Raw genomic sequence first — 20,080 nt, 5'->3', positions numbered from 1 at the left:
GAATCCTTAGGAGCTTACTCCAGTAAGTGACTGAGGTGAACGAGGAAAGCCAACGCAGGTGTGGTTTGAAATAAGAAGCAAAAAAACGGACGCGGGGTGGAGCAGCCTGGTAGCTCGTCGGGCTCATAACCCGAAGGTCGTCGGTTCAAATCCGGCCCCCGCAACCAATTAAAATCTGATGTAATATTTTTGCAAAGTAGTTCAAAGCACAGCAAGGCGGCGACGCAGTGAATCTTTAGAAGCTTACTCCAGTAAGTGACTGAGGTGAACGAGGAAAGCCAACGCAGATGTGGTTTGAAATACGAAGCAAAAAGACGGACGCGGGGTGGAGCAGCCTGGTAGCTCGTCGGGCTCATAACCCGAAGGTCGTCGGTTCAAATCCGGCCCCCGCAACCAACATATTCTGTTAAGGTCATTTAATAAGACCTTGAAAAATAAAACCGCAAAAGCGTTTCGCTTTATGCGGTTTTTTTGTGTCTGCCGTTCTGTCATCCGCCCGTATCGATCAAAGACACAGGCAGTGGTCGTTCATTGGGGTTAATAGTAGCTGACGTTAATAGTAGCGGTAGCCTCGAATTTCCCATTCCTTAGCGGCGTACCGTCTGGCTCAAGATATAAGTAAATAGGACCAGAGGTATCAAACTCTTTCGGCGCGGAAGTGAACGGGCCACGAATGTCTCCGTTCCCCGAAAGAGCATCAATGATAAGGGGATTGTAAAAAGTATAAAGCGCCACACCAAAACCGCTGGCGGCATCATCACCAGCCAGTTTGTTTAGCAACAAATGCTGGTCAGAACTCACCGGATTCCCATTACTCAGTATACGAGTCTCAATTTTAGTCGTCATCTTGCAGTTATTGTTACTAACACTTATCTCTTGATACGGCCCATTTTTAACTCCCCCCGTTCCGCCATAGAGCAGAAAGTTAAACGAACCAAAATCGACTTTTGACCTGTCAATAGACAAGTTACAAGTGGTTGGCGTAATCGGAATGGCAGGGGAATTAAAATGAAACCCTTTCATAACATTACTAAAGCCCACTTTAAAATACGTAATATTCTCTGCCGCAATCTGACTCGCTTTAACCCGATCGCTATAGTATCCCCCCGCATACCATAATTCGGCCTGAAACTCCCACCTGGCGCCATTAAGCTGGGCAGGCGTCGCACTGAACATCCCCCCTTTTTTAAGATGCCCCGAAACGCTTCCACTGCCATCGCCATAGGTCACGGTGTACCAGAATCCATAACCAAATCCATTGGCGCTAGTGTAAAGCAGCAAACCACCATCAGGCATCGTTTCAGACAGTGGAGCCGCAGAAAAAGTATCCCCCGATACGGTGATGGCAGATCCCGTGGACGGATTACAGGTGGAAATAATCGGCCCACCGGCCAGTAATGAACTTTGGAATAACTGCTGCAAATTTGTGCTTGTCAGCATGACCGCCGTTACGGGCGACGATGCCATAGTTTGCTCAATATTTGTTCCCGTTGGCGTGGTAAATGCACAACTCGCCAATGCGCCGCGAACACCACATAAGCCCAGCAATAACAGCATGATAAATCCATATTTTTTCAGCATAACATATCCTTTTTATTCATACGCTGCGGTCACGGAAACTTTCGCTGCATACAATCCGCTTGCGACGCCACTTTCGCCGTTGCCCACTTTCTGAAAACGCGTCGCGAAATGGAAGACTTGTTCACTATTCGTAGCAATTTGATTAGTGAATATAATTTCATCCAGCAGGACATTTCTTGCGCTGGCGCCATCCGTATTAAAAATAACAATGCCAACGTTGGTACTGTTTTGTAAATAATCGCTGAATACGCCATCAATAATAGGTTCGGCACCTATATTACGAAGCGTTAAACGCATTGTTCTGGATATTGACGCCGTTTCGCTGCCACAGTTGGTGAGCGTAATATTAAACGGCGTATAGATATCTCCTCCACTGTAATCAGTAGGAGCTAAAGCGTTCAATACACCGCCGGCAGCAAACTGGCTTATATCTGTATCAGGAAGGGTTATCTCCTGTGCAACACTAACATTACATACGGGTAATACGGTTGTTGCCGTTACAGTAACATCCATCGTAGGTGCAACAATAAACGTTTCTGCCGCCAGCGCTGGAGAAGACAGGATTAACGTGAACAGGTAAGGAAGATAATAGCGCATGATAACCCCAGGTATTTAGTTATAACGGACAATGATTTGAAACGATTCCTCGAAATAACCAGAATGACTTGTAGCACCCCCAAAGGCTGCCATAATATATATATCGTAAATCGTGAAATACCCCTCACCATTACTATTCAACGTCATATCCCTCTCGCTGTTGAATGCAATAAAATCTCCCTTGACTCGATCCTTAATTTTTAATCCCAACATTGTCCCCGTCCCCTGGCATGTTTTATAGAGATCTGGACAGAGATCAGCACTATTTATGGAAAAAGTCACCTTTGCTTTATTAAGCATATTGTCACAACCAGTTAAAAATATACCTAAAGGACGGTTATAACGTTCATCATTAACATCCAGATCACGCGCTATAATCTGACCAAAATCAATAACGAGAGACTTTCCTCCCAGATTACTCTCTCCCCCTAAAGAAACATTGCACGAAGGAGTTTGAAGAGTTGCAGTAAAGGTTACATCAACCGTCTTGGTACTCCCCATACATTTCAACGGATCACTTTTTGCCAGGCAATCAGCAAAAGCAGCAGCGCTAAAGCAAAATGAACACAGGCCTAATACTACATGGCGAAAAATTCGATGATGGATCATGGCGTCACCTTCACGCTGGTTGAGGACATCCGGCAGCGCAGACCGGAGATAAGCGGCGTTTTACCGATCATGCTGGCATTGCCATCTAACTGATAGCTCACCTGACAGCGGCTTTCTGCGCCACTGCCCCAAATGACGGAGAGCGTACCGCTGTCATCCATGCCGCGCACAAAGGCAATCCCCGCCTGGCCTACGGTGCCGACCGAGCTGCCAGCACCATCCTGCACATCTGCCGCCAGCGGAATAAACCCGCCATCGTCGCGCATCAGTTCCAGCATAAACGCTTTACGGGCGTCGGTTTCGATATCCACACGCACCAGCGCCCCGCTGGTCGGCACCACGACACCGGTGGTATTACTAATCGCCACATCGTTTTCCATCGTGTCAATATTCAGACCGACGGTGTTTTCCCGGTAGGGACTCAGGCTGGTGACGACCATATTGCCAAAACCGTCTATCTGCCCATTGCCCATTGAGGCGGACGCGCCTTTCGCCCCGCTGGCGTGCACCAGCGCCATCGTCGAGTCTGGCGTTAAATAGCCGGAGGCCAGCGTCAGCCCGCCGCTGTGCAGCACCACGCCACCGGTTGTACTTAGCGAGTACTGTTGATCGCCGTTAAGCCCCTGCGTCGCCGACAATGAGGTGGTACTGTACGCGCCGTTGCGCGTCACCCAACTGCCTATCGTGGTGAGGTCTTCGCTGTCTTTGTTGCGGCTGCTCGTGGTGTTCAGGGAGTAGTTATACATATTGTCCCGAGAACTCCCTGTCGCCATCGCGCTGACGCTGTCGTTACCTTTAAAGTCGCTACTGCTGTTGACGCTCATACTGGAGAACGGACGATAGTCCACGCTGGAGCCTGACCCCAACGGAATAGAGAAACCGAGGTTGATGCTATCGTCTTCTTCGCCAAATTCGTCATAGCTGCGCTGGGCGGAAATGCTGTAACTCACGCTCCCCACAGAGTTGCTATAACCTACGGAATACTGCGAGGTATTGCCATCATCGCCCCAATAGCTACGCCAGGTTCCATTCAGATAAAACGAGCCATAACTTTCACCATTGATAGTCACATCCTGATAGACGTTGGCCTGTATCTCGTTGCGCGTACGTGTATAGGCGTGATACGCCTCCTGCGTCGTGGTGTTTTTATCGGAAGCATAATTATTCAGCGTATTTTTGAGTGACAGCGCATCGTTCATCGACATGTAGTTTTCAGAGGAAAAACGATAGCCAACCACGCTGAAGGTGGTCCCCGTCGCCGTGAAATTTTTGCTGTAGTTAAGGCTGTAGCTCTGCCCTTTTAAGGTGCCAACGTCATCGGCGGTGGTTTGTGAGTGCGTCACGTCGAATGAAAACGCCCCGATACTGGTATTCATTGCCATGCCGAGCATTCCGGCGGTGTATAAGTTTTCTGCCATTTGTACGCCGCCGTAGGCGGTAAACATATTGCTCAAGCCGTAAGAGGCGGTGGCGACTCCCGCCCACAGGGTTTCATCAACTGTGTCTTTATCCACCGTGCCGATACCGATATCCCAGTCCACTTCACCAGGACGCAGCAAATGGGCAATAGAGGCATAGGGCATAGAAAATACGCGCGTACTACCGTCAGACTCCTCAACGGTAACATCCAGATCGCTGCCGTTTTGTGCGGCATAGTAGTCGCTGATGGCGAACGGCCCCGGCGGGACGGTGACCTGCGTAACAATACGACCTTCCTGGCGTACCGTTACTTTGGCATTGCTGTTCGCGACGCCGCGAATCACCGGCACATAGCTGTTAGCCGAGGGGTCCATCTGCGCATCGTTGTAAAGGTGCACACCGTCCAGCGAAATGGAATCCATCATGTTGGCGTTGGTGCGTACGTCCCCGGCTTCCAGTTTTGCACGCAGCGGCACAATGTCGCGTGCAATAAAAAGATCGTAGCTGCTGTACTCTCCGCCGTTATCGTTATCCCAGTTGTATGCGCCATTTGAGCGTAAACGCCATGCGCCAAGGTTCAAACCCAACATCAACCCGGAGTAAAAGGTGTCCTGCGTGGTATTGTCGCTTTTGGAATGCCAGGCGTTGGCGTTATAGGAGAGCAGCGCCATCGGGATCCCGGAATCCCAACGCGAAGGAGGAATATAGCCGGCAGGATGACTGACCAGATAGACCTGCGGGATGGTTACATTCAGCTCCTGCGTCAATGGGTCGTAGCGGCTGGAAGACTTCGGCAGGGTGGCGGCCAGATCATAACAGCCATCCTCATCCTCCTGATTTAGCGACTCGGGATCCACATTGAGCTGTTCCAGCAGCGCATGGGTAAAACACGCCGACGCATAATCCGTATTGTTTTCGTGAAAAGTCAGCGGAGTTTTGAACATTTCCTTGCCATTAAGGAAAACTTTAACGTTGTATGTTCCGGCAAGAACAGGATTACCACGTGAAAAACGCTTCAGGTCAAGCTGGCTGCCCGCATCACCCATTAAAAAGGCGTCACTAAACTCCACCATCTCGGTGCTGGCGCTTTCATCGGGCGTACCTTCATCTGCCTGTGCGGATGTCAGCGAAAAAAAGCCAGTCAGAAACGTCGATAAATAAATAGATCGCGATAATCGGCGCACCATCATTCCCTTTTAATTAATAATCCTGTTACTCTGCGGGTATTTTTTATTTAACCGTTTTGACAACTTCCGCATCCGCGCCGTAATCATTCAACGCAACCCATGACACTTTATTAATGGAAGTTGTGGTTAATTGCGGTACGACAAAGCGTTCCTCACTAAAAGGGCTCAACATTTTCGGTTTGTAGTCATATTTTTTCGCCCCAGCCCATACCGCGCCACCAATCAGCGAGAGATAATAAGGCGATTCATTTTTCAGGACGATCGCCACGTTACCCGCGTCATTAACCAGCGACCACTTAACATTATTTAAACCATCAATAAAACTGCCCTTCAGTGAGGCCGGACGATAAAAGAATTTAATCCGCGAACGTAAAGCCAGATTAAGCTTGCTTTTCCCTTCCGCATTCTTATCTTTAGGCGGAATTTCCAGCACGTTAAACCAAAAAATACTCTCTTTATCCTGCGCTAACGCCTGACCGGTCCAGGTAATACGCACGCTCTGGCCTTTTTGTGGGTCAAGACGCGAGACGGGGGGAGTGACAATAAACGGTAGCTTCATTTTGGCCGGGTCGCCGTTTTCATTACCGTCATCCAGCCAGGATTGGACCAATAAAGGCGACTTACCCTCATTGACCATTTTCACCGTTACTTCTTTCGCCGATTCAGGGTAAATAACCCGCGTTCCCTGAATCACCACGCTGGCCAGTGATGAAGTTGTAGTAAGCGTCATTAAACACGCAATAAATAACGAACATGAATACCTTTTCATATAAATCCCTTTGACAGAAACAATATTTTTACACTATGTAGAGCTGATATATAAGCCAACCAAATATATTTTAGCTATTTTATTCAACATTAATAATTACGGTAGCATCGGCAGTAACAATGCCCGCGCCGGGAGTACCGTAGGCGATATAACCAACGGAATAGGTTGACGCCCAGTTATAGCACCCCTCCCTATCGTCAGACATTCTATAACAACGGCCGCTACCTACTATTTCATAATCTTTTCGGCTACCCGTCTGGAAATTCACGACTGAGCCCGGTGGTGTTGATTGATCCTGTACCAGGAAACCAACGTTTACCGCGCCTGATAAGGTAGTATTTTTTAGCGCATAGGTTGCAGGGTCGGTCTCTCCGCTCGTCACCCAACGAATATTCGGCTGATAGGCCTCGGCATGAGTGCACTCAGAACGTATAGCGAAATTCTTTTGATGCAGCGCGCCTGAAGTCGCCCCCTGAAGTTCCTTCAGGGAAGCCGTCTCTAACGCAATAGTGGTGCTGCTCACGCCATCCACCTCGACCCATACTTTACATTGTGTGGGCATAGGCTCGACGAAAGCCGAAACAACAATTTCAGGCGTCTGTATCGTGTCGTCAATCGTCACGGTGCCATAAGCACTGAAGGCCAGCAGAGAAAAAAGGAATGATAAATATTTCATTTTCTTCCCCGATTACTGAAATGTGGCAGTAAACATAATAGAAGCTTGCAGCTCACCGTAGTTCACGTTCACACCATAAGGCACAACCCCCACGATAAAATTAAAATCAGCCCTTTTTACATCGCCATCCTGGACAAGGGTCTGCGTATTTTCCACCGTGCTAAAATCAATCATCACATTCTGATCGGTATCTTTAAAAACGAAGCCAAACTGATTATTTCTATCTTCAGATTTTATTGCGAGGGTGGCGGCATCAACCTCCTGCGATGTACTTATTTTTCCGGTCACTGCTGACGCCTTATACCCGGACGGGCAGGAAACGCGGAAATAATACTCTCCCATTTTCGATAACCACCTAATATCGCCTATGGCTGGCATAGTATTGACCATGATGCTCGAACTACCAATAATACTATCTACTACGCTTCCCCACGAGTAAAGTTCCACCTTACAAGTTGACTCCGTCACCCGACCGGTAAATTCATATTCCAGCGTATCAGCAGCACCCGCTGAATTAACCCACGTCAGCCCAGACAGCATCAGAACAATTAATTTATTCACAGACGCTCCGTCAGGCATAGGTCAGGGTAAAGGTCGCCGCCGCATGTACATCGCCTTTTTCCGGTACACCATAAGGCATATAACCCACTTCAAACTTAAATGAGGCGCTGTTCTCATTACTAAAAGCTAACGTGAACTGCTGCGTTGCACTAAAATCAACAACAGTATCAGTAATTTTATCTTTAATTTGTAGACCGACATATTTTGCGCCAGTCGTATCGGTAATCGTATTTTTTAAATGAGCAGAAACATTGGAACCTTCGATCTCCCCGTCAGTAGTAAATTTGCCCGTCACTTCATGCCACACGGAAGGCGTGGAACAACTGATATTAATGGTAAATTCCTTCGGCGAAACAGGAAAGCTTCGTGCATCAAGTAATGCCTGTGTGGTCACTTCCTCCAACGCTATCGAAGTACCGTCTCCCGGCGTTTGTACGGTACAGGTCGTTTTATAAATACTCCCCCGTACGATAAATTCGGCACCGGTAGCAGCCAAAGATATTTGCCCGCTTAACAGGCCGAATATCATCAGGAGCAACAATAACGGTTTTCCTTTACGCATACGCCCTCCCTCCTGGATGAAAAAGCAGGGCTCAACGGCCCTGCCTGGCATTATTTTTATATTACTGATACGTTGCGATAAACATGGCGTCAGCTGCAACCAAACCGCCGCTGACGGTGCCGGTTTTCAGGTAGCCGACGTTGTAGTTAAACAGCATTGGCGCCGCAGTATCGATCACTTTCGCCTGGCGATCAGCGGTGGTAAACGTCTGGACTGCATTGCTGCTGTCTTTGTTTTGCACCTGGAAACCAACCCCTTGCGCACCCGCAGCCGTAACGTCAGTGTTATCCAGCGCAGAAGTGCTGGCATTAACCGCTGTACCTTTTGCCGCCGCCAGATAGCCTGTTACAGTGGCATAGCTCGCACCGGTAATTTTGTCTTTAGCGCCCTGAGCAGTACAATCCAGAGAGACAGTGAAGTCTTTTTTCATTACCGAGTCAGTGGTGGCTGCCGTTACGGTTTTAACGTCAGTCGGATCCAGTTGCACTGAAGTTCCTCCCCCTAAAAGCTCCGCCGTACAGATATTAGTCTGCACTTCACCTGCAAAATGAATATCCGCAGAGTCCTGATCGCCCGCAAAAGCGCTTCCTGCAAATGCCATAGCAATGGCTGCAATAGTGAATTTTTTCATTTTTTTCCCTTGGTGATAAATATCCAATACCATAATTTATGGTGTCTGCATTCCTGCCAGAGGTAATGCGATAAAATTATATCCCAAGTGAAGAGACACTATGTGCCAGAAAACATCATCAGATTTATTTTTAGGAAAACATCAATATAAAATAATTATCAATTAATAAATAAAATAACACCGCCAAATAATTAAAAATAAACTTCAAACAGATATATTAATTTTAAAATTATATAATCAACCAGATACTTTATGAATATACGTTATCGGTAATTTATCCGATAATATTAGATGAACCAGTAAATATTCCCACTATAATATTTCGTCCTGGACAATCATTCTTTATATCGCATCAGAATGCCAGGACGTGTATTTATCCCCTTCTCGCCAGCGTCGCCCCATCGGCAAAATAGGCTTTAATCCCTGCCAGAATCGACTCTGCAACTTCCTGCTGGAAGGTCGCCGTTTTGAGTTTGCGCTCTTCCTCAACGTTACTGATAAATGCCGTTTCGACCAGAATGGACGGGATATCCGGCGCTTTTAGTACCGCAAACCCGGCCTGTTCAACCTGATTCTTATGCAGGTTGTTGATTTTACCAAGCTTATTCAATACCGCTTTACCAAACTTCAGGCTGTCGGCGATGGTCAGCGACTGCACCATGTCGAACATGGTGTGGTCGACGTAACGGTCACCGCTCTTACTGACGCCACCAATGAGATCCGAGGCGTTCTGGGTCTGCGCCAGATATTTCGCTGCGGTACTGGTCGCGCCTTTGGTCGAGAGCGCAAACACTGAAGAACCGCTGGGTTGTCGACTGGTAAAGGCATCGGCGTGAATCGAGACAAACAGGTCTGCACGCTGCTTCTGCGCTTTCGCCACGCGGACTTTAAGCGGAATGAAGATATCTTCATTTCGTGTCATAAAGACCTTCATGTTGCCCTCTTTCTCTATGAGGGCTCGCAGGCGGCGGGCAATCTGCAGTACCACATCTTTTTCACGCGTCTTGTATTTCCCCACCGCACCGGAGTCTTCTCCGCCGTGGCCTGGATCCAACATAATGACAATGGGACGATCGCGCCCCGCTTTACCCGGCTGCGGGCCACTTTGCGCAGGTGGCACCTGTTTATCCAGATCGCCCTTGTTGTAATCTTCCAGCAATGCCAGCAGCGGGTCCTGAACGTCCTGGGCATTCGCGGGGTAGAGATCCATCACCAGACGTTCTTTAAAGCCTGCCACCGGAGCCAGCGCAAAAAGTTGCGGCTTCACATTCTGTTTCAGCTCGAACACCATCCGCACGGTCTTTGGATCAAACTGGCCTACGCGCGCCGACTTAATATACGGATCGTCAGGACGAATCTGCGTCCCAATGCCCTTGAGCACCGAGTTCAGATTAACGTCTTCAATATCCACAACCACACGCTCAGGATTACTCAGGGCAAACTGTTTGTATTTCAGCAGACGGTTAGATTCTACCGTGACGCGGGTATAGCTGGATGCAGGCCAGATGCGCACCGCAACGACCTGACTCACGGCAGCCAGACCAACCTGGCTGACGCTTAAAAGCCACATAGCACCCGCACCTTTCAGTAAACGGCGGCGACTGATTGCTGAGTTGGATCCCGACATGCTTCTCCCGAGCAAAAGAAATCTGTATTGAGGTAATACGTAAAACGTCCGAATTGACCGGAAACTTTAGCGAATGACGCATAATCTGTCATCTATAAAAGGGTAAACATTCTTTTTATATTCACGGTATTACTGATAAAAATCTTCGGTATGGGTAAAAATTACGCTTGCGCACAGAACCAAAACAGAATAAAAATACACAAATTACGAATAATAATGCAATGAGGGTGTGCCGTGGTGAAGGAGCGTAGAACCGAACTGGTACAGGGATTCCGCCATTCTGTTCCCTATATCAATACCCATCGGGGAAAAACGTTTGTCATTATGCTGGGCGGCGAAGCCATCGAGCATGAAAACTTTTCCAGTATCGTCAATGACATTGGTCTTCTTCATAGCCTCGGCATCCGCCTGGTCGTGGTCTATGGCGCACGACCGCAGATTGATGCCAATCTTGCGGCGCATCATCATGAGCCGGTGTACCACAAAAACACGCGCGTCACCGATGCGAAAACGCTGGAGCTGGTCAAACAGGCTGCAGGGCTACTTCAGCTTGATATTACCGCCCGCCTGTCGATGAGCCTGAATAATACGCCATTGCAGGGTGCACACATCAATGTGGTCAGCGGTAATTTTATTATCTCCCAGCCGCTGGGCGTTGATGACGGCGTAGATTACTGCCATAGCGGGCGTATTCGTCGCATCGATGAAGATGCCATTCACCGCCAGTTAGATAGCGGCGCGATTGTGTTGATGGGCCCGGTCGCCGTTTCCGTCACTGGTGAGAGCTTTAATCTGACGTCAGAAGAGGTCGCCACGCAGCTGGCGATCAAACTGAAAGCAGAAAAGATGATCGGTTTTTGCTCGTCTCAGGGTGTCACCAACGATGATGGCGATATTATTTCCGAACTGTTCCCCAACGAGGCCCAGGCACGCGTTGAAGCACAGGAAGAGATCGGCGATTACAGCTCTGGCACCGTGCGCTTCCTGCGTGGTGCGGTCAAAGCCTGTCGCAGTGGGGTACGTCGCTGCCATCTGATTAGCTATCAGGAAGACGGTGCGCTGTTGCAGGAACTGTTCTCACGCGATGGGATAGGGACGCAAATCGTGATGGAGAGTGCCGAGCAGATCCGTCGCGCCACCATCAATGATATCGGCGGGATTCTGGAGCTGATCCGCCCGCTGGAGCAGCAAGGTATTCTGGTTCGTCGCTCCCGCGAGCAGCTGGAAATGGAGATCGACAAGTTCACCATTATTCAGCGCGATAACCTGACCATCGCCTGTGCCGCCCTGTACCCCTTCCCGGAAGAAAGAATTGGCGAAATGGCCTGCGTGGCGGTACACCCTGACTATCGAAGCTCTTCGCGCGGCGAAGTTTTGCTGGAGCGGATCGCCGTGCAAGCCCGGCAAATGGGGCTTAGCAAGCTGTTCGTGCTGACGACGCGCAGCATTCACTGGTTCCAGGAGCGCGGCTTCACGCCGGTCGATATCGATCTGCTGCCGGAAAGCAAAAAAGAGATGTACAACTATCAGCGGCGGTCAAAAGTGCTGATGGCGGATTTGGCATAAGAGTGGTTGCCGGATGCGGCATAACTGCCTTATCCGGCCAGCAAATATTATTGATTAAACAGCGCCGACAATCCGCTGCGGCGTTCGGTTCGGGTGGCAATGGCGCTACTCAATATCCGTTCATCGGCATACAGTGACAAACGACGGCGTGCGCGGGTGACGGCGGTATAGACTAGCTCACGGGTCACCACGGGTGAGTGCTGGTTGGGTAAAATTAACGCCGCGTGGTCAAACTCAGATCCCTGCGATTTATGGACGGTCATTGCCCAGGTCGTTTCATGTTCCGGCAAGCGGCTGGGCTGGACCGATTTGATTGAACCGTCCGGCAGCGCAAACCACACTCTCAGGCCCTGCCCACGATCGAGGGCAATACCAATATCACCGTTAAATAATCCCAACGAACTGTCATTGCGCGCGATCATTACCGGCCTTCCCTCATACCAGCGGCTATGCGTCGAACGGTGAATTTTGCGCTTTTGCGCCATCACCTGCTCAATGCGTTCATTCAAGCCACCCACGCCAAACGGGCCTTCCCGCAGGGCGCACAATAGCTGATACTCATTGAAGGCCTGAATGACAGCATCCGGCTCGGCGCGCTCGCGCAGTAAATCGAGATAGTGTCCATAACCCGCCAGCGCTTCCTCCAGCATCGCTGCGTAATCTTCGCTGCTGTGCAGAGCGCGTTTTTCGATGTCGTCAAATCCCTGCTGGAAGACCGTTTTTATCGCGGCTTTGTCACCACGATTAATCGCCGCAGCCAACTGGCCGATTCCGGAATCGCTACCGAAACGGTAGCTCTTTTGCAGCAGGCACAAACTGTCGCGCAGAGCAGCCGCCTGAGTTCCCGAACCTGCCGGAATAGTGGTTTCAGTCAGGCGACTAAGCTGGCGGGCACGCTCCGGGGTAAAGCCATCACCGACGAAAGCACAGATATCCCCCAGCACCGCCCCCGCTTCAACGGAAGCGAGCTGGTCGCGATCGCCAAGAAAAATCACCCGCCCATGTGGCGGTAGCGCATCGATAAGGCGCGACATCATCGGCAAATCGATCATCGAGGCTTCATCCACCACCAGCACGTCCAGATGCAGTGGGTTTCCTGCATGATGCCGCAGGCGTTGGCTTCCAGGTTGAGCGCCCAATAATCGGTGCAATGTACTGGCATCATCGGGAATGCGCTTCTTTTGCTCATCGGTCAGCGGCAGTTCTCGCAGCGCCGCGCCCAGCGAGGCGGTCAGACGGGCTGCCGCTTTTCCCGTTGGCGCCGCCAGACGAATACGACAGCGTTCACCGTCCGCCATCTGAATCAACGCCGCCAGAAGCCTCGCCACCGTTGTCGTTTTTCCGGTCCCCGGCCCGCCGGAGATCACCGATATACGGCGGGTCAGCGCCACAGCAGCCGCCACTTTTTGCCAGTTAACGCCTTCAACGGGTGGAAACAGCGCCGCCAGCGTGTGGGTCAGCCGTTGTTCATCCACCTCAATGGCGTGGTTAACTTCACCGAAAAAGCGCGCTACCGCGCGTTCGTTATGCCACATGCGGTTCAGGTACAGGCGATCGCCGTACAATACCATCGGCGTCGATTGCTCGCCACGGCTTACCGCGCCGGAGGCCAGCAGGCATTCCGCCCAGTCTTCGGGCTCTCCCGCTTCAGCGAGCCAGGCGCTTAACAGAGGATGGGCGTCCTCACTTCGGGATAACCGCGAAAGCGGTAAGCAGACGTGCCCTTCTCCTGCTTCGCGGCTGAGCAACGCCGCCGCCAGCGCAACGGCAGGGTTATCATTTCCGGCAACCGTCAGTGCAAACTGGGCATCCAGAGGGCGGAGCTGTTTTTGTTCCACGGCCTCCAGTAATCGTTTCTGGATTGTCATTGCATCTCCTCCAGAGCCGCACCTGCAAACAACTCGTCCATCAACGAGATCAATTCCCCATCGGGTCGGGTAGCGTAAATTCCCTGCTGCGGATTTTCACGGTCAACGCCACGCAGGAAGAGATAAATAACGCCGCCAAAATGGCGTTCATAATCGTAATCAGCAATGCGATGGCGCAAGTAGCGATGCAGCGCGAGGGTATAAAGTTGATACTGCAGGTCGTAGCGATGCGCCTGCATGGCAGAGGCCATTGCCTGCTGGGTATACGCAGAACTGTCTTCGCCCAGCCAGTTTGACTTGTAGTCGAGCAGGTAATAACGCCCCTGGTGGCGGAACACCAGGTCAATAAACCCTTTCAGCATGCCGCGTACCTGCATAAAGTCCAGCGGCGGGCAGCCAGCCGAAAGCGGATCGTATTGGCGGATCAACGCATCAAGTTGGCTGGCCATCAGCGGCTGCGAAATCGGCAGATAAAACTCCATCTCCACCTGTTTTTCACGCGCGGAAAGCTGACTCAAACTCACGCCGGTCTCGTTGAGAGGCGCCTGCAAAATGGCGTCCAACCATGCGGTCAAAACCGGCGTCCAGTGTGCATCATAACCGCCCAACGCCAGTTTTTCTTCGACCCAATGCGGCTCTACCGGTTGGGTGAAGTCGAGATCTTCAAACAGGCTATGCAAAAATGTACCCGGCGAAGCGCCGCGCGGAAACTGATGCGGCGTGAGTCCTGACTCTTCAATAACCTCACCGACGCCTGCGGCATCGATATCCAGTCGCGGGATCAGATCCTGCGCAATACCATGCCCACGCTGTTGCAGACCGGAATAGCTGGTCACGCGCCAGCTGTCACCAGGCGTACGCTGCAGAATTTTTGCACTCAGTTCGCTGCTAACAGCCTGCGCAACCTGCCAGGGTTCGCCGTCAGGCTTAGCTGGCGTCAGGCAGGCGATATCCTCACCGCACAGCGCCTCAATAGCGCCACGCAGACCCGCGGCATCCATCGGCTCGCCTTTTTGCAGCAGGCGGCCAAGGGCGCTCTGATGCACATCGGTATCCCCTTTCTTATCGCCCCGACGGCGTACCAACGGCGCCACGCCAAGGCTGCAGTGCCATACCGAACGGGTGAGCGCAACATAGAGCAAGCGCAAGTCTTCTGCCAGACGTTCCGCTTCGGCCAGCTCAACGCTCTCCGCGGCATCGCTGAGATCCAGCACCGCTTCAAAGGAGCTGCGATCGTGGTAGAAAGCCTGATCCTGGACGCGGAAATTAGTGATAAACGGCAGCCAGACCAGCGGATATTCCAGCCCTTTCGATTTATGGATGGTGACGATTTTAACCAAATGCTTGTCGCTTTCGAGCCTGAGCTGCTGACTGGACGCATTGCTGTCGGGTTCAAGAATATGCTGAGATAGCCAGCGCACCAGCGCATGCTCGCTTTCCAGTTGCGATCCGGCTTCCTGGAGCAGTTCGCTGATATGTAAAATATCGGTCAGGCGGCGTTCGCCTCCCGCCGTCGCCAGCAGGTTTTCCGCAATATGGCGGGCTGACATCAGCGCGCGCAGCATCGGCATCACGCCGCGTTTATGCCAGATCTGACGATAGCCATCGAACTCCTCGACCACCGCATCCCAGGCATTTTCGTCGTTATTTAACGCTTCGAGATCCTGCGCATTCAGCCCCATCATTGAGGTTGCCAGCGCGCTACGCAGCGTGTTCTCACGCTCCGGCGTCATCACCGCTTGCAGCACCCACAGCAGTTCCTGCGCTTCCAGCGTTTCAAACACGCTGTCACGGTTGGAGAGATAAACAGAGGGAATGGCCAGTTGCGTCAGCGCATCGCGGACCAGCGCCGCCTCCTGACGGCTACGAACCAGTACGCTGATGTCCGAGGCGCGTACCGGCCTGGACGTTTTACCGCTGACCAGTTGCGCAGCGCCAGAATACCCGGCCTTAAGCCAGTCGCGAATTTGCGTGGCGCACACCTGCGCCATGTAGTTCTGATAGTCGCCGACGCCACAGCTTTCCCCTTCCATCAGCCACATACTCATGGCTGGCTGCGTTTCACCGTGTAAAACAAACTGAAGCGACTGGTTTTTCTCTGCGGATTTTACCGGGCTGAAGGGGATGTCGCGGAACATAAAGGCGTCGTTCATCTGGCTGAAAATCGTATTCACGCTATTGACCATGCCAGGAGCCGAACGCCAGTTAGTATCGAGCGTATAGTGCGCGCTGACTTCGCTGCGCGCCTTCATATAGGTAAAGATATCCGCGCCGCGAAACGCGTAAATCGCCTGTTTCGGATCGCCAATCAGCAGAAGTGTGGTATCCGGCTGATGCTGCCAGATACGGCGGAAAATACGGTATTGCTGCGGGTCGGTATCCTGGAACTCATCAATCATCGCGACCGGAAAACGGGTACGAATAGCCGTCGCCAGTGCATCACCGCTTTCACTGCGCAACGCCGCATCCAGACGGCTGAGCATATCGTCAAAACCCAGCTCGCCGCGGCGGCGTTTCTCCTCGGCAACCGCCGTGCGGATCTCCGCCAGTGCCCGGGTGATCACCAGATCGCGGATTGTCAGCGGTTGGCCAAGCAGTTGATCAATAGCGACGAAAAGCGGGTGCTGAGGCGTTACGCCGCCCGCTTTGGTTCGCTCTTCTAAAAAGCGCTGGGAGAATTTCTCCAGCGCATCAGGCAACTGATAGCTTTGGGTTTCTTCCTGCGCCCACGCGCTGATCTTTTCGATCCACTTACCCTGGTTACCGCGATTAAATTTACGCCGGTCGATCCCGGAGGCTTCCAGCAGGCCATCCAGCTCATCAACGGCATCGCGCCATTGCTGCTTAATTTGATTAATGCGCGCGAGGATTTGTTCGTGCCGGGTTGCCAGTGTTTCGTCATCGGGCGGTGGAGCCTTGATAACCGGTGCTTCCCCTTGCAGATAGCGATCGATATCTCTCAGCAGCGCCTGCGGTCCTTTCCACGTTTCAAAAATCACCTGCGCAATGTCACGGGGCAGCGGATAGCAGTGTCGACGCCAGAAGTCCGCACAGGCCTGATAGCGCAGCAGCGATTCATCTTCGATCAGTTGTTGCTCAAACAGCATGCCTGACTCAAAAGCGTTGAGGCTGAGCATACGCTGGCAAAAGCCGTGAATGGTAAACACCGCCGCTTCATCCATCTGTCTTTCTGCCAATAGCAGCCACTGGGCGGCCTGTTTTTTATCGGCGATTTCATCTAACAGACGGGCGTATAGCGGGTTATCGGTGGTTTCACGCAGGCAGGCAATACGCAGTTCATGGATGTTGCTACGAATTCGACCGCGCAGCTCTTCAGTAGCCGCCTCGGTGAAGGTGACCACTAACAGTTCTTCGACGGTCAGCGGACGAGGAAAGGCGGCAGAGCCGCCCAGTCCAAGCAGTAAACGTAAATACAGGGCGGCGATGGTAAAGGTTTTACCGGTGCCCGCAGAGGCTTCAATCAGGCGCTCGCCCGTCAGGGGCAAGCGGAGTGGATCAAGGGACTCAGCGGCATCATTCATTCTTATCACTCATCAGGGGTAAGGTTTGCTGCAACGCGCTGACGGTCTGCCACACTTTCCAGCCTTCCGGGTGCACATATTCTGCTTTCCCGTTCTGACTGCCGGAAACCTGTGACAGTATCGCCATGCCTTGCGGCTCAACCACCGCCTGATGGAAGAAGTCGGCAAGCTTTTGCGGCGTCAGCAGTTTAATCTGAGCCACTATTTTATCACGTGAATCGAAGCGCATATTGCCGCGATCAAAATCTTTGCTTAACTGCGAGGCTTCTGCCCCAAGCGTTTGCGGGGCCTGGAGCATTTGCGCAATAATCGCCTGCTGAATTTGTGCGAACTCTTCAGGTTTCATCGCCCGCAGCTTCGCTTCCGCCGTGGGGAAAAATGCCTTATAGCGTTCCCAGAGATAGGACGGTTGCTTGTCGCTGCTTTGCAACAGGAAGCCCATTCCCCACTGGCGGCCAACGCTCATTGGGAAAGCAAAGACGGCATAACCTAATTGCTCTTCAGTACGCAGTTGATTGTAGAACCACGGTTGAACAATCTGCCCTAACATGGCGCTATAGGCTGAACTGGTGTACTCATCGTATCCAGTTGGCACAAATACCGCCGCCAGCGCGGAATCCGTACTACTGCCCGCTTTTTCAAAGATGACAGACTGCTTCTTGTCTACCACAACATCTTTGTTTCGGCACCACTGTGAGCCGTTCGCACCAAGCTGCTTCTGGATATCCCGCGCCATGGTTTTCGCCTGAGCTTCGCTCATATTACCGACCACCAGGAATTCGGGACGCGCCCCGGTTTTCAAGGCGTCGCGATAGGCCATTACCTCTTTCAGGGTGATGGAAGGCAGCAGCTTACGGCGCTCATCGCGTGAGAAGTACGGTACCTGAGACAGCATCTGAACCGGCATGATCGCCTGATCGTAGGCTTTGCCTTTCTCCGCCGAGTCCATCATCTGGGCGTACCAGGATTTCGCCTGTTCCAGCTGTTCATCTGTTGAGGTGTAACTGAAATAACCGCTCAGCAGCGCCTGGAAAAGCTGCGGCAAACGCTGAGTATAGCCGTTGGCGTTAAGCATCAGGCCGTTATTCGCGTTAGTAGAAAAACCAATACCTCCCACTGCGGCCTGGTTACTTAACTGGTCGAGTGCAATACCCGCCAGATAATCGTTCAGGGCGAATAAGACCTGATTGCGGGCGCTGTCCATCGCTTTCGGGTTACGCAGTATCACGCTGACATCAACCTTTGGCTCGCTGGCAAAATACTGGCTCGGCGCATACACCACGCGTAAATCCGGCTCATCAACGATCAGTTCCGGGTGAGCGTATTTTTTATCCGCCTTAATCAGCGTGAAATCATCAGGAATGTAGGGGTTCAACTCCGGTAATGACAACGCAATGCCCTGCGCTTTTTGCTGCCAGTCGGCAAAGGTTTTGTCGCTGATTTTATCTACCTGATAAGGCGCATCGACAAAGTAAGCAGTTTTATTATGCGGCTCTTTCGCGCTGATATACCAGATACGCGCATTCTGCGGCGTCATCATTGCCAGACGTTGCTCAACGGCTTTGGCATCGTACTGGTCGGCAATATTCACCGCATCCAGAGTATGCTCGACGGGAACGCGGATCATGGTATCCGCCAGCCATTCAACGTAGTCCATATCACGGGTGATAGAGGGATAACGAAAATCGAGATCCAGCACGTGCGCCAGTTCGTCAAAATAGCGTTTATCGATACCTTTTTCACGTAACAGGTTGAGATAGCTAAAGATTGCAGCAACAACTTCATCGCGATTCGCCAGCCCTTTGTCGGTTAACGTCGCGGAAATGGCTAATACGCCGCTATTCCCATTGACCACCGGATCGGAGTCCGCACGAATACCTTCAACCAGCCCCTGCTTTTGCAACCAGTCAGACAATGTGCCCGGACTACGATTGCCAATCAGGTAGGTCACCAGCTCATCGGTTTTACTGCGGAACTGCGCGCTATTGTTATCAATACGAAACTCGACGCGCAGCACTTTACGCGGCATTGCCGGAACATAGTGGATGATGACGCCCTTTTGCGCGTCGGTGACAACCGGGACGGTTATTTCCGGTTTTTCGATATTTCTGTTTGGCACGCGACCAAAGGTGTCAGCCGCTATCCGCGCCAGCTCTGGCAATGGTTTATTGCTATAAATCACCGCCTTCATCAGGTTCGCGGAGTAGTACTTTTCATGAAATTTGTGTAACGCCTGTACCACCGGATTACCCGGTTTATCGCTTAATGTTTCCAGATTTCCGCCGGAGAAGCGCGAACCAGGGTGCGCCGGGTTAATAGTCTCCGCACTCACCTGCGCCATACGCATCCCGTCTCGGGTACGCGCCAGCGTCAGCTCGGAGTTAACCGCGTTACGCTCGCGATCGGCATATTTTTTATCCAGTAACGGATCGGCAATAGCGTCTGCCAGGCGATCTACAGCCCCCACCAGCGCGTCGTTTTCAACCTCAAGATAGAAAGCCGTACGATAAGGCGCGGTGCTGGCATTATGGCTGCCGCCGTGCATTTTCAGAAATTCAGACAGGCTGTCCGGCTGCGGGTATTTTTTCGACCCCATCAGACACATGTGTTCGAGATAATGCGCCAGCCCCTGATGATCGTCCGGATCTTCCAGCGAACCCACGGGGACCACCAGTGCAGAAAGGGATTTCACGGCCTGCGGATCGGATACCAGCAATACGACCATACCGTTATCAAGGCGCACGGCCTGATACTGACGGGTGTCTTTATCGCTTTTACGGATGGTTTCAGCTAAAGGCTGCCAACCGGTATCAGCCTGACTTACGGGAACCCAAAGGGCGACGAACAACAGTAATGCGCTAAACCAGGTGCTGCGGGGCATTCAC

The 20,080-nt window shown here is 51.8% G+C and carries 14 protein-coding genes and 2 tRNA genes; 3 read left to right on the top strand and 13 right to left on the bottom strand.

Features of this window, described 5'->3' with window-relative positions:
* The first annotated feature begins 90 nt into the window (after nt 1-90).
* A tRNA-Met gene (locus G8S19_RS04280) sits at nt 91-167 on the top strand.
* Nucleotides 168-319: 152 nt separating this feature from the next.
* Nucleotides 320-396, top strand: a tRNA-Met gene (locus G8S19_RS04275).
* 141 nt (nt 397-537) lie between these two features.
* On the opposite strand, the gene G8S19_RS04270 is transcribed toward G8S19_RS04275, so the two are convergent.
* The 10 genes from G8S19_RS04270 to amiC all read right to left on the bottom strand — a co-directional run bounded on the left by G8S19_RS04270 (nt 538) and on the right by amiC (nt 10,219).
* Nucleotides 538-1,581 carry a fimbrial protein gene (locus G8S19_RS04270; RefSeq protein WP_253686144.1) on the bottom strand — a complete coding sequence of 348 codons (1,044 nt, stop codon included), beginning with the start codon at nt 1,579-1,581 and terminating at the stop codon, nt 538-540.
* 12 nt (nt 1,582-1,593) lie between these two features.
* Nucleotides 1,594-2,178 carry a hypothetical protein gene (locus G8S19_RS04265; protein WP_101741622.1) on the bottom strand — a complete coding sequence of 195 codons (585 nt, stop codon included), beginning with the start codon at nt 2,176-2,178 and terminating at the stop codon, nt 1,594-1,596.
* Between the two features lie 15 nt (nt 2,179-2,193).
* Complete coding sequence (locus G8S19_RS04260; RefSeq protein ID WP_199969720.1) at nt 2,194-2,787, bottom strand: fimbrial protein; 594 nt, start codon at nt 2,785-2,787, stop codon at nt 2,194-2,196.
* The gene (locus G8S19_RS04255; RefSeq protein ID WP_199969718.1) at nt 2,784-5,396 is read right to left on the bottom strand and encodes an outer membrane usher protein; all 2,613 of its coding nucleotides are present in this window, start codon (nt 5,394-5,396) and stop codon (nt 2,784-2,786) included. The genes G8S19_RS04260 and G8S19_RS04255 overlap by 4 nt, the downstream gene beginning before the upstream one ends.
* Nucleotides 5,397-5,436: 40 nt before the next feature.
* Nucleotides 5,437-6,123, bottom strand: a complete 687-nt coding sequence (locus G8S19_RS04250) for a fimbria/pilus periplasmic chaperone (protein WP_124020865.1) — start codon at nt 6,121-6,123, stop codon at nt 5,437-5,439.
* Nucleotides 6,124-6,241: 118 nt separating this feature from the next.
* The gene (locus tag G8S19_RS04245; RefSeq protein ID WP_253686142.1) at nt 6,242-6,838 is read right to left on the bottom strand and encodes a fimbrial protein; all 597 of its coding nucleotides are present in this window, start codon (nt 6,836-6,838) and stop codon (nt 6,242-6,244) included.
* A gap of 12 nt (nt 6,839-6,850) precedes the next feature.
* Nucleotides 6,851-7,399 carry a fimbrial protein gene (locus G8S19_RS04240; RefSeq protein ID WP_253686140.1) on the bottom strand — a complete coding sequence of 183 codons (549 nt, stop codon included), beginning with the start codon at nt 7,397-7,399 and terminating at the stop codon, nt 6,851-6,853.
* Between the two features lie 10 nt (nt 7,400-7,409).
* The gene (locus G8S19_RS04235; protein WP_253686138.1) at nt 7,410-7,961 is read right to left on the bottom strand and encodes a fimbrial protein; all 552 of its coding nucleotides are present in this window, start codon (nt 7,959-7,961) and stop codon (nt 7,410-7,412) included.
* Nucleotides 7,962-8,022: 61 nt separating this feature from the next.
* Nucleotides 8,023-8,592, bottom strand: coding sequence for a fimbrial protein (locus tag G8S19_RS04230; RefSeq protein WP_253686136.1), 570 nt, complete (start codon nt 8,590-8,592; stop codon nt 8,023-8,025).
* 373 nt (nt 8,593-8,965) lie between these two features.
* Nucleotides 8,966-10,219 (bottom strand): N-acetylmuramoyl-L-alanine amidase AmiC, encoded by a 1,254-nt coding sequence (gene amiC, locus G8S19_RS04225; RefSeq protein WP_003034016.1) that lies wholly within the window; start codon nt 10,217-10,219, stop codon nt 8,966-8,968.
* A 234-nt stretch (nt 10,220-10,453) separates the two neighbouring features.
* Here amiC and argA point away from each other — a divergent pair, with 234 nt between their 5' ends.
* Nucleotides 10,454-11,785 carry an amino-acid N-acetyltransferase gene (gene argA / locus G8S19_RS04220; RefSeq protein ID WP_253686134.1) on the top strand — a complete coding sequence of 444 codons (1,332 nt, stop codon included), beginning with the start codon at nt 10,454-10,456 and terminating at the stop codon, nt 11,783-11,785.
* A 47-nt stretch (nt 11,786-11,832) separates the two neighbouring features.
* Here argA and recD read toward each other — a convergent pair whose 3' ends face one another.
* Genes recD through ptrA form a run of 3 tightly spaced genes read right to left on the bottom strand, consistent with a single transcriptional unit; the run spans nt 11,833 to nt 20,076 of the window.
* Nucleotides 11,833-13,653 (bottom strand): exodeoxyribonuclease V subunit alpha, encoded by a 1,821-nt coding sequence (gene recD, locus G8S19_RS04215; protein WP_253686132.1) that lies wholly within the window; start codon nt 13,651-13,653, stop codon nt 11,833-11,835.
* Nucleotides 13,650-17,195, bottom strand: coding sequence for an exodeoxyribonuclease V subunit beta (recB, locus tag G8S19_RS04210; RefSeq protein WP_253686130.1), 3,546 nt, complete (start codon nt 17,193-17,195; stop codon nt 13,650-13,652). Before recB ends, recD begins: the two co-directional genes overlap by 4 nt.
* Nucleotides 17,188-20,076, bottom strand: coding sequence for a pitrilysin (gene ptrA, locus G8S19_RS04205; protein WP_199975368.1), 2,889 nt, complete (start codon nt 20,074-20,076; stop codon nt 17,188-17,190). Before ptrA ends, recB begins: the two co-directional genes overlap by 8 nt.
* Nucleotides 20,077-20,080: the final 4 nt, after the last annotated feature.

Source organism: Citrobacter sp. SX206 (assembly GCF_024181025.1).
Classification (GTDB): domain Bacteria; phylum Pseudomonadota; class Gammaproteobacteria; order Enterobacterales; family Enterobacteriaceae; genus Citrobacter; species Citrobacter youngae.
This window is presented reverse-complemented; position numbering and strand designations above follow the sequence as displayed.

Bases quoted from the DNA above. Each gene is read 5' to 3' on its own strand.
- G8S19_RS04270 (WP_253686144.1), bottom strand. From the start codon at position 1,581: ATGCTGAAAAAATATGGATTTATCATGCTGTTATTGCTGGGCTTATGT.
- G8S19_RS04265 (WP_101741622.1), bottom strand. From the start codon at position 2,178: ATGCGCTATTATCTTCCTTACCTGTTCACGTTAATCCTGTCTTCTCCA.
- G8S19_RS04260 (WP_199969720.1), bottom strand. From the start codon at position 2,787: ATGATCCATCATCGAATTTTTCGCCATGTAGTATTAGGCCTGTGTTCA.
- G8S19_RS04255 (WP_199969718.1), bottom strand. From the start codon at position 5,396: ATGATGGTGCGCCGATTATCGCGATCTATTTATTTATCGACGTTTCTG.
- G8S19_RS04250 (WP_124020865.1), bottom strand. From the start codon at position 6,123: ATGACGCTTACTACAACTTCATCACTGGCCAGCGTGGTGATTCAGGGA.
- G8S19_RS04245 (WP_253686142.1), bottom strand. From the start codon at position 6,838: ATGAAATATTTATCATTCCTTTTTTCTCTGCTGGCCTTCAGTGCTTAT.
- G8S19_RS04235 (WP_253686138.1), bottom strand. From the start codon at position 7,961: ATGCGTAAAGGAAAACCGTTATTGTTGCTCCTGATGATATTCGGCCTG.
- G8S19_RS04230 (WP_253686136.1), bottom strand. From the start codon at position 8,592: ATGAAAAAATTCACTATTGCAGCCATTGCTATGGCATTTGCAGGAAGC.
- amiC (WP_003034016.1), bottom strand. From the start codon at position 10,219: ATGTCGGGATCCAACTCAGCAATCAGTCGCCGCCGTTTACTGAAAGGT.
- recD (WP_253686132.1), bottom strand. From the start codon at position 13,653: ATGACAATCCAGAAACGATTACTGGAGGCCGTGGAACAAAAACAGCTC.
- recB (WP_253686130.1), bottom strand. From the start codon at position 17,195: ATGAATGATGCCGCTGAGTCCCTTGATCCACTCCGCTTGCCCCTGACG.
- ptrA (WP_199975368.1), bottom strand. From the start codon at position 20,076: ATGCCCCGCAGCACCTGGTTTAGCGCATTACTGTTGTTCGTCGCCCTT.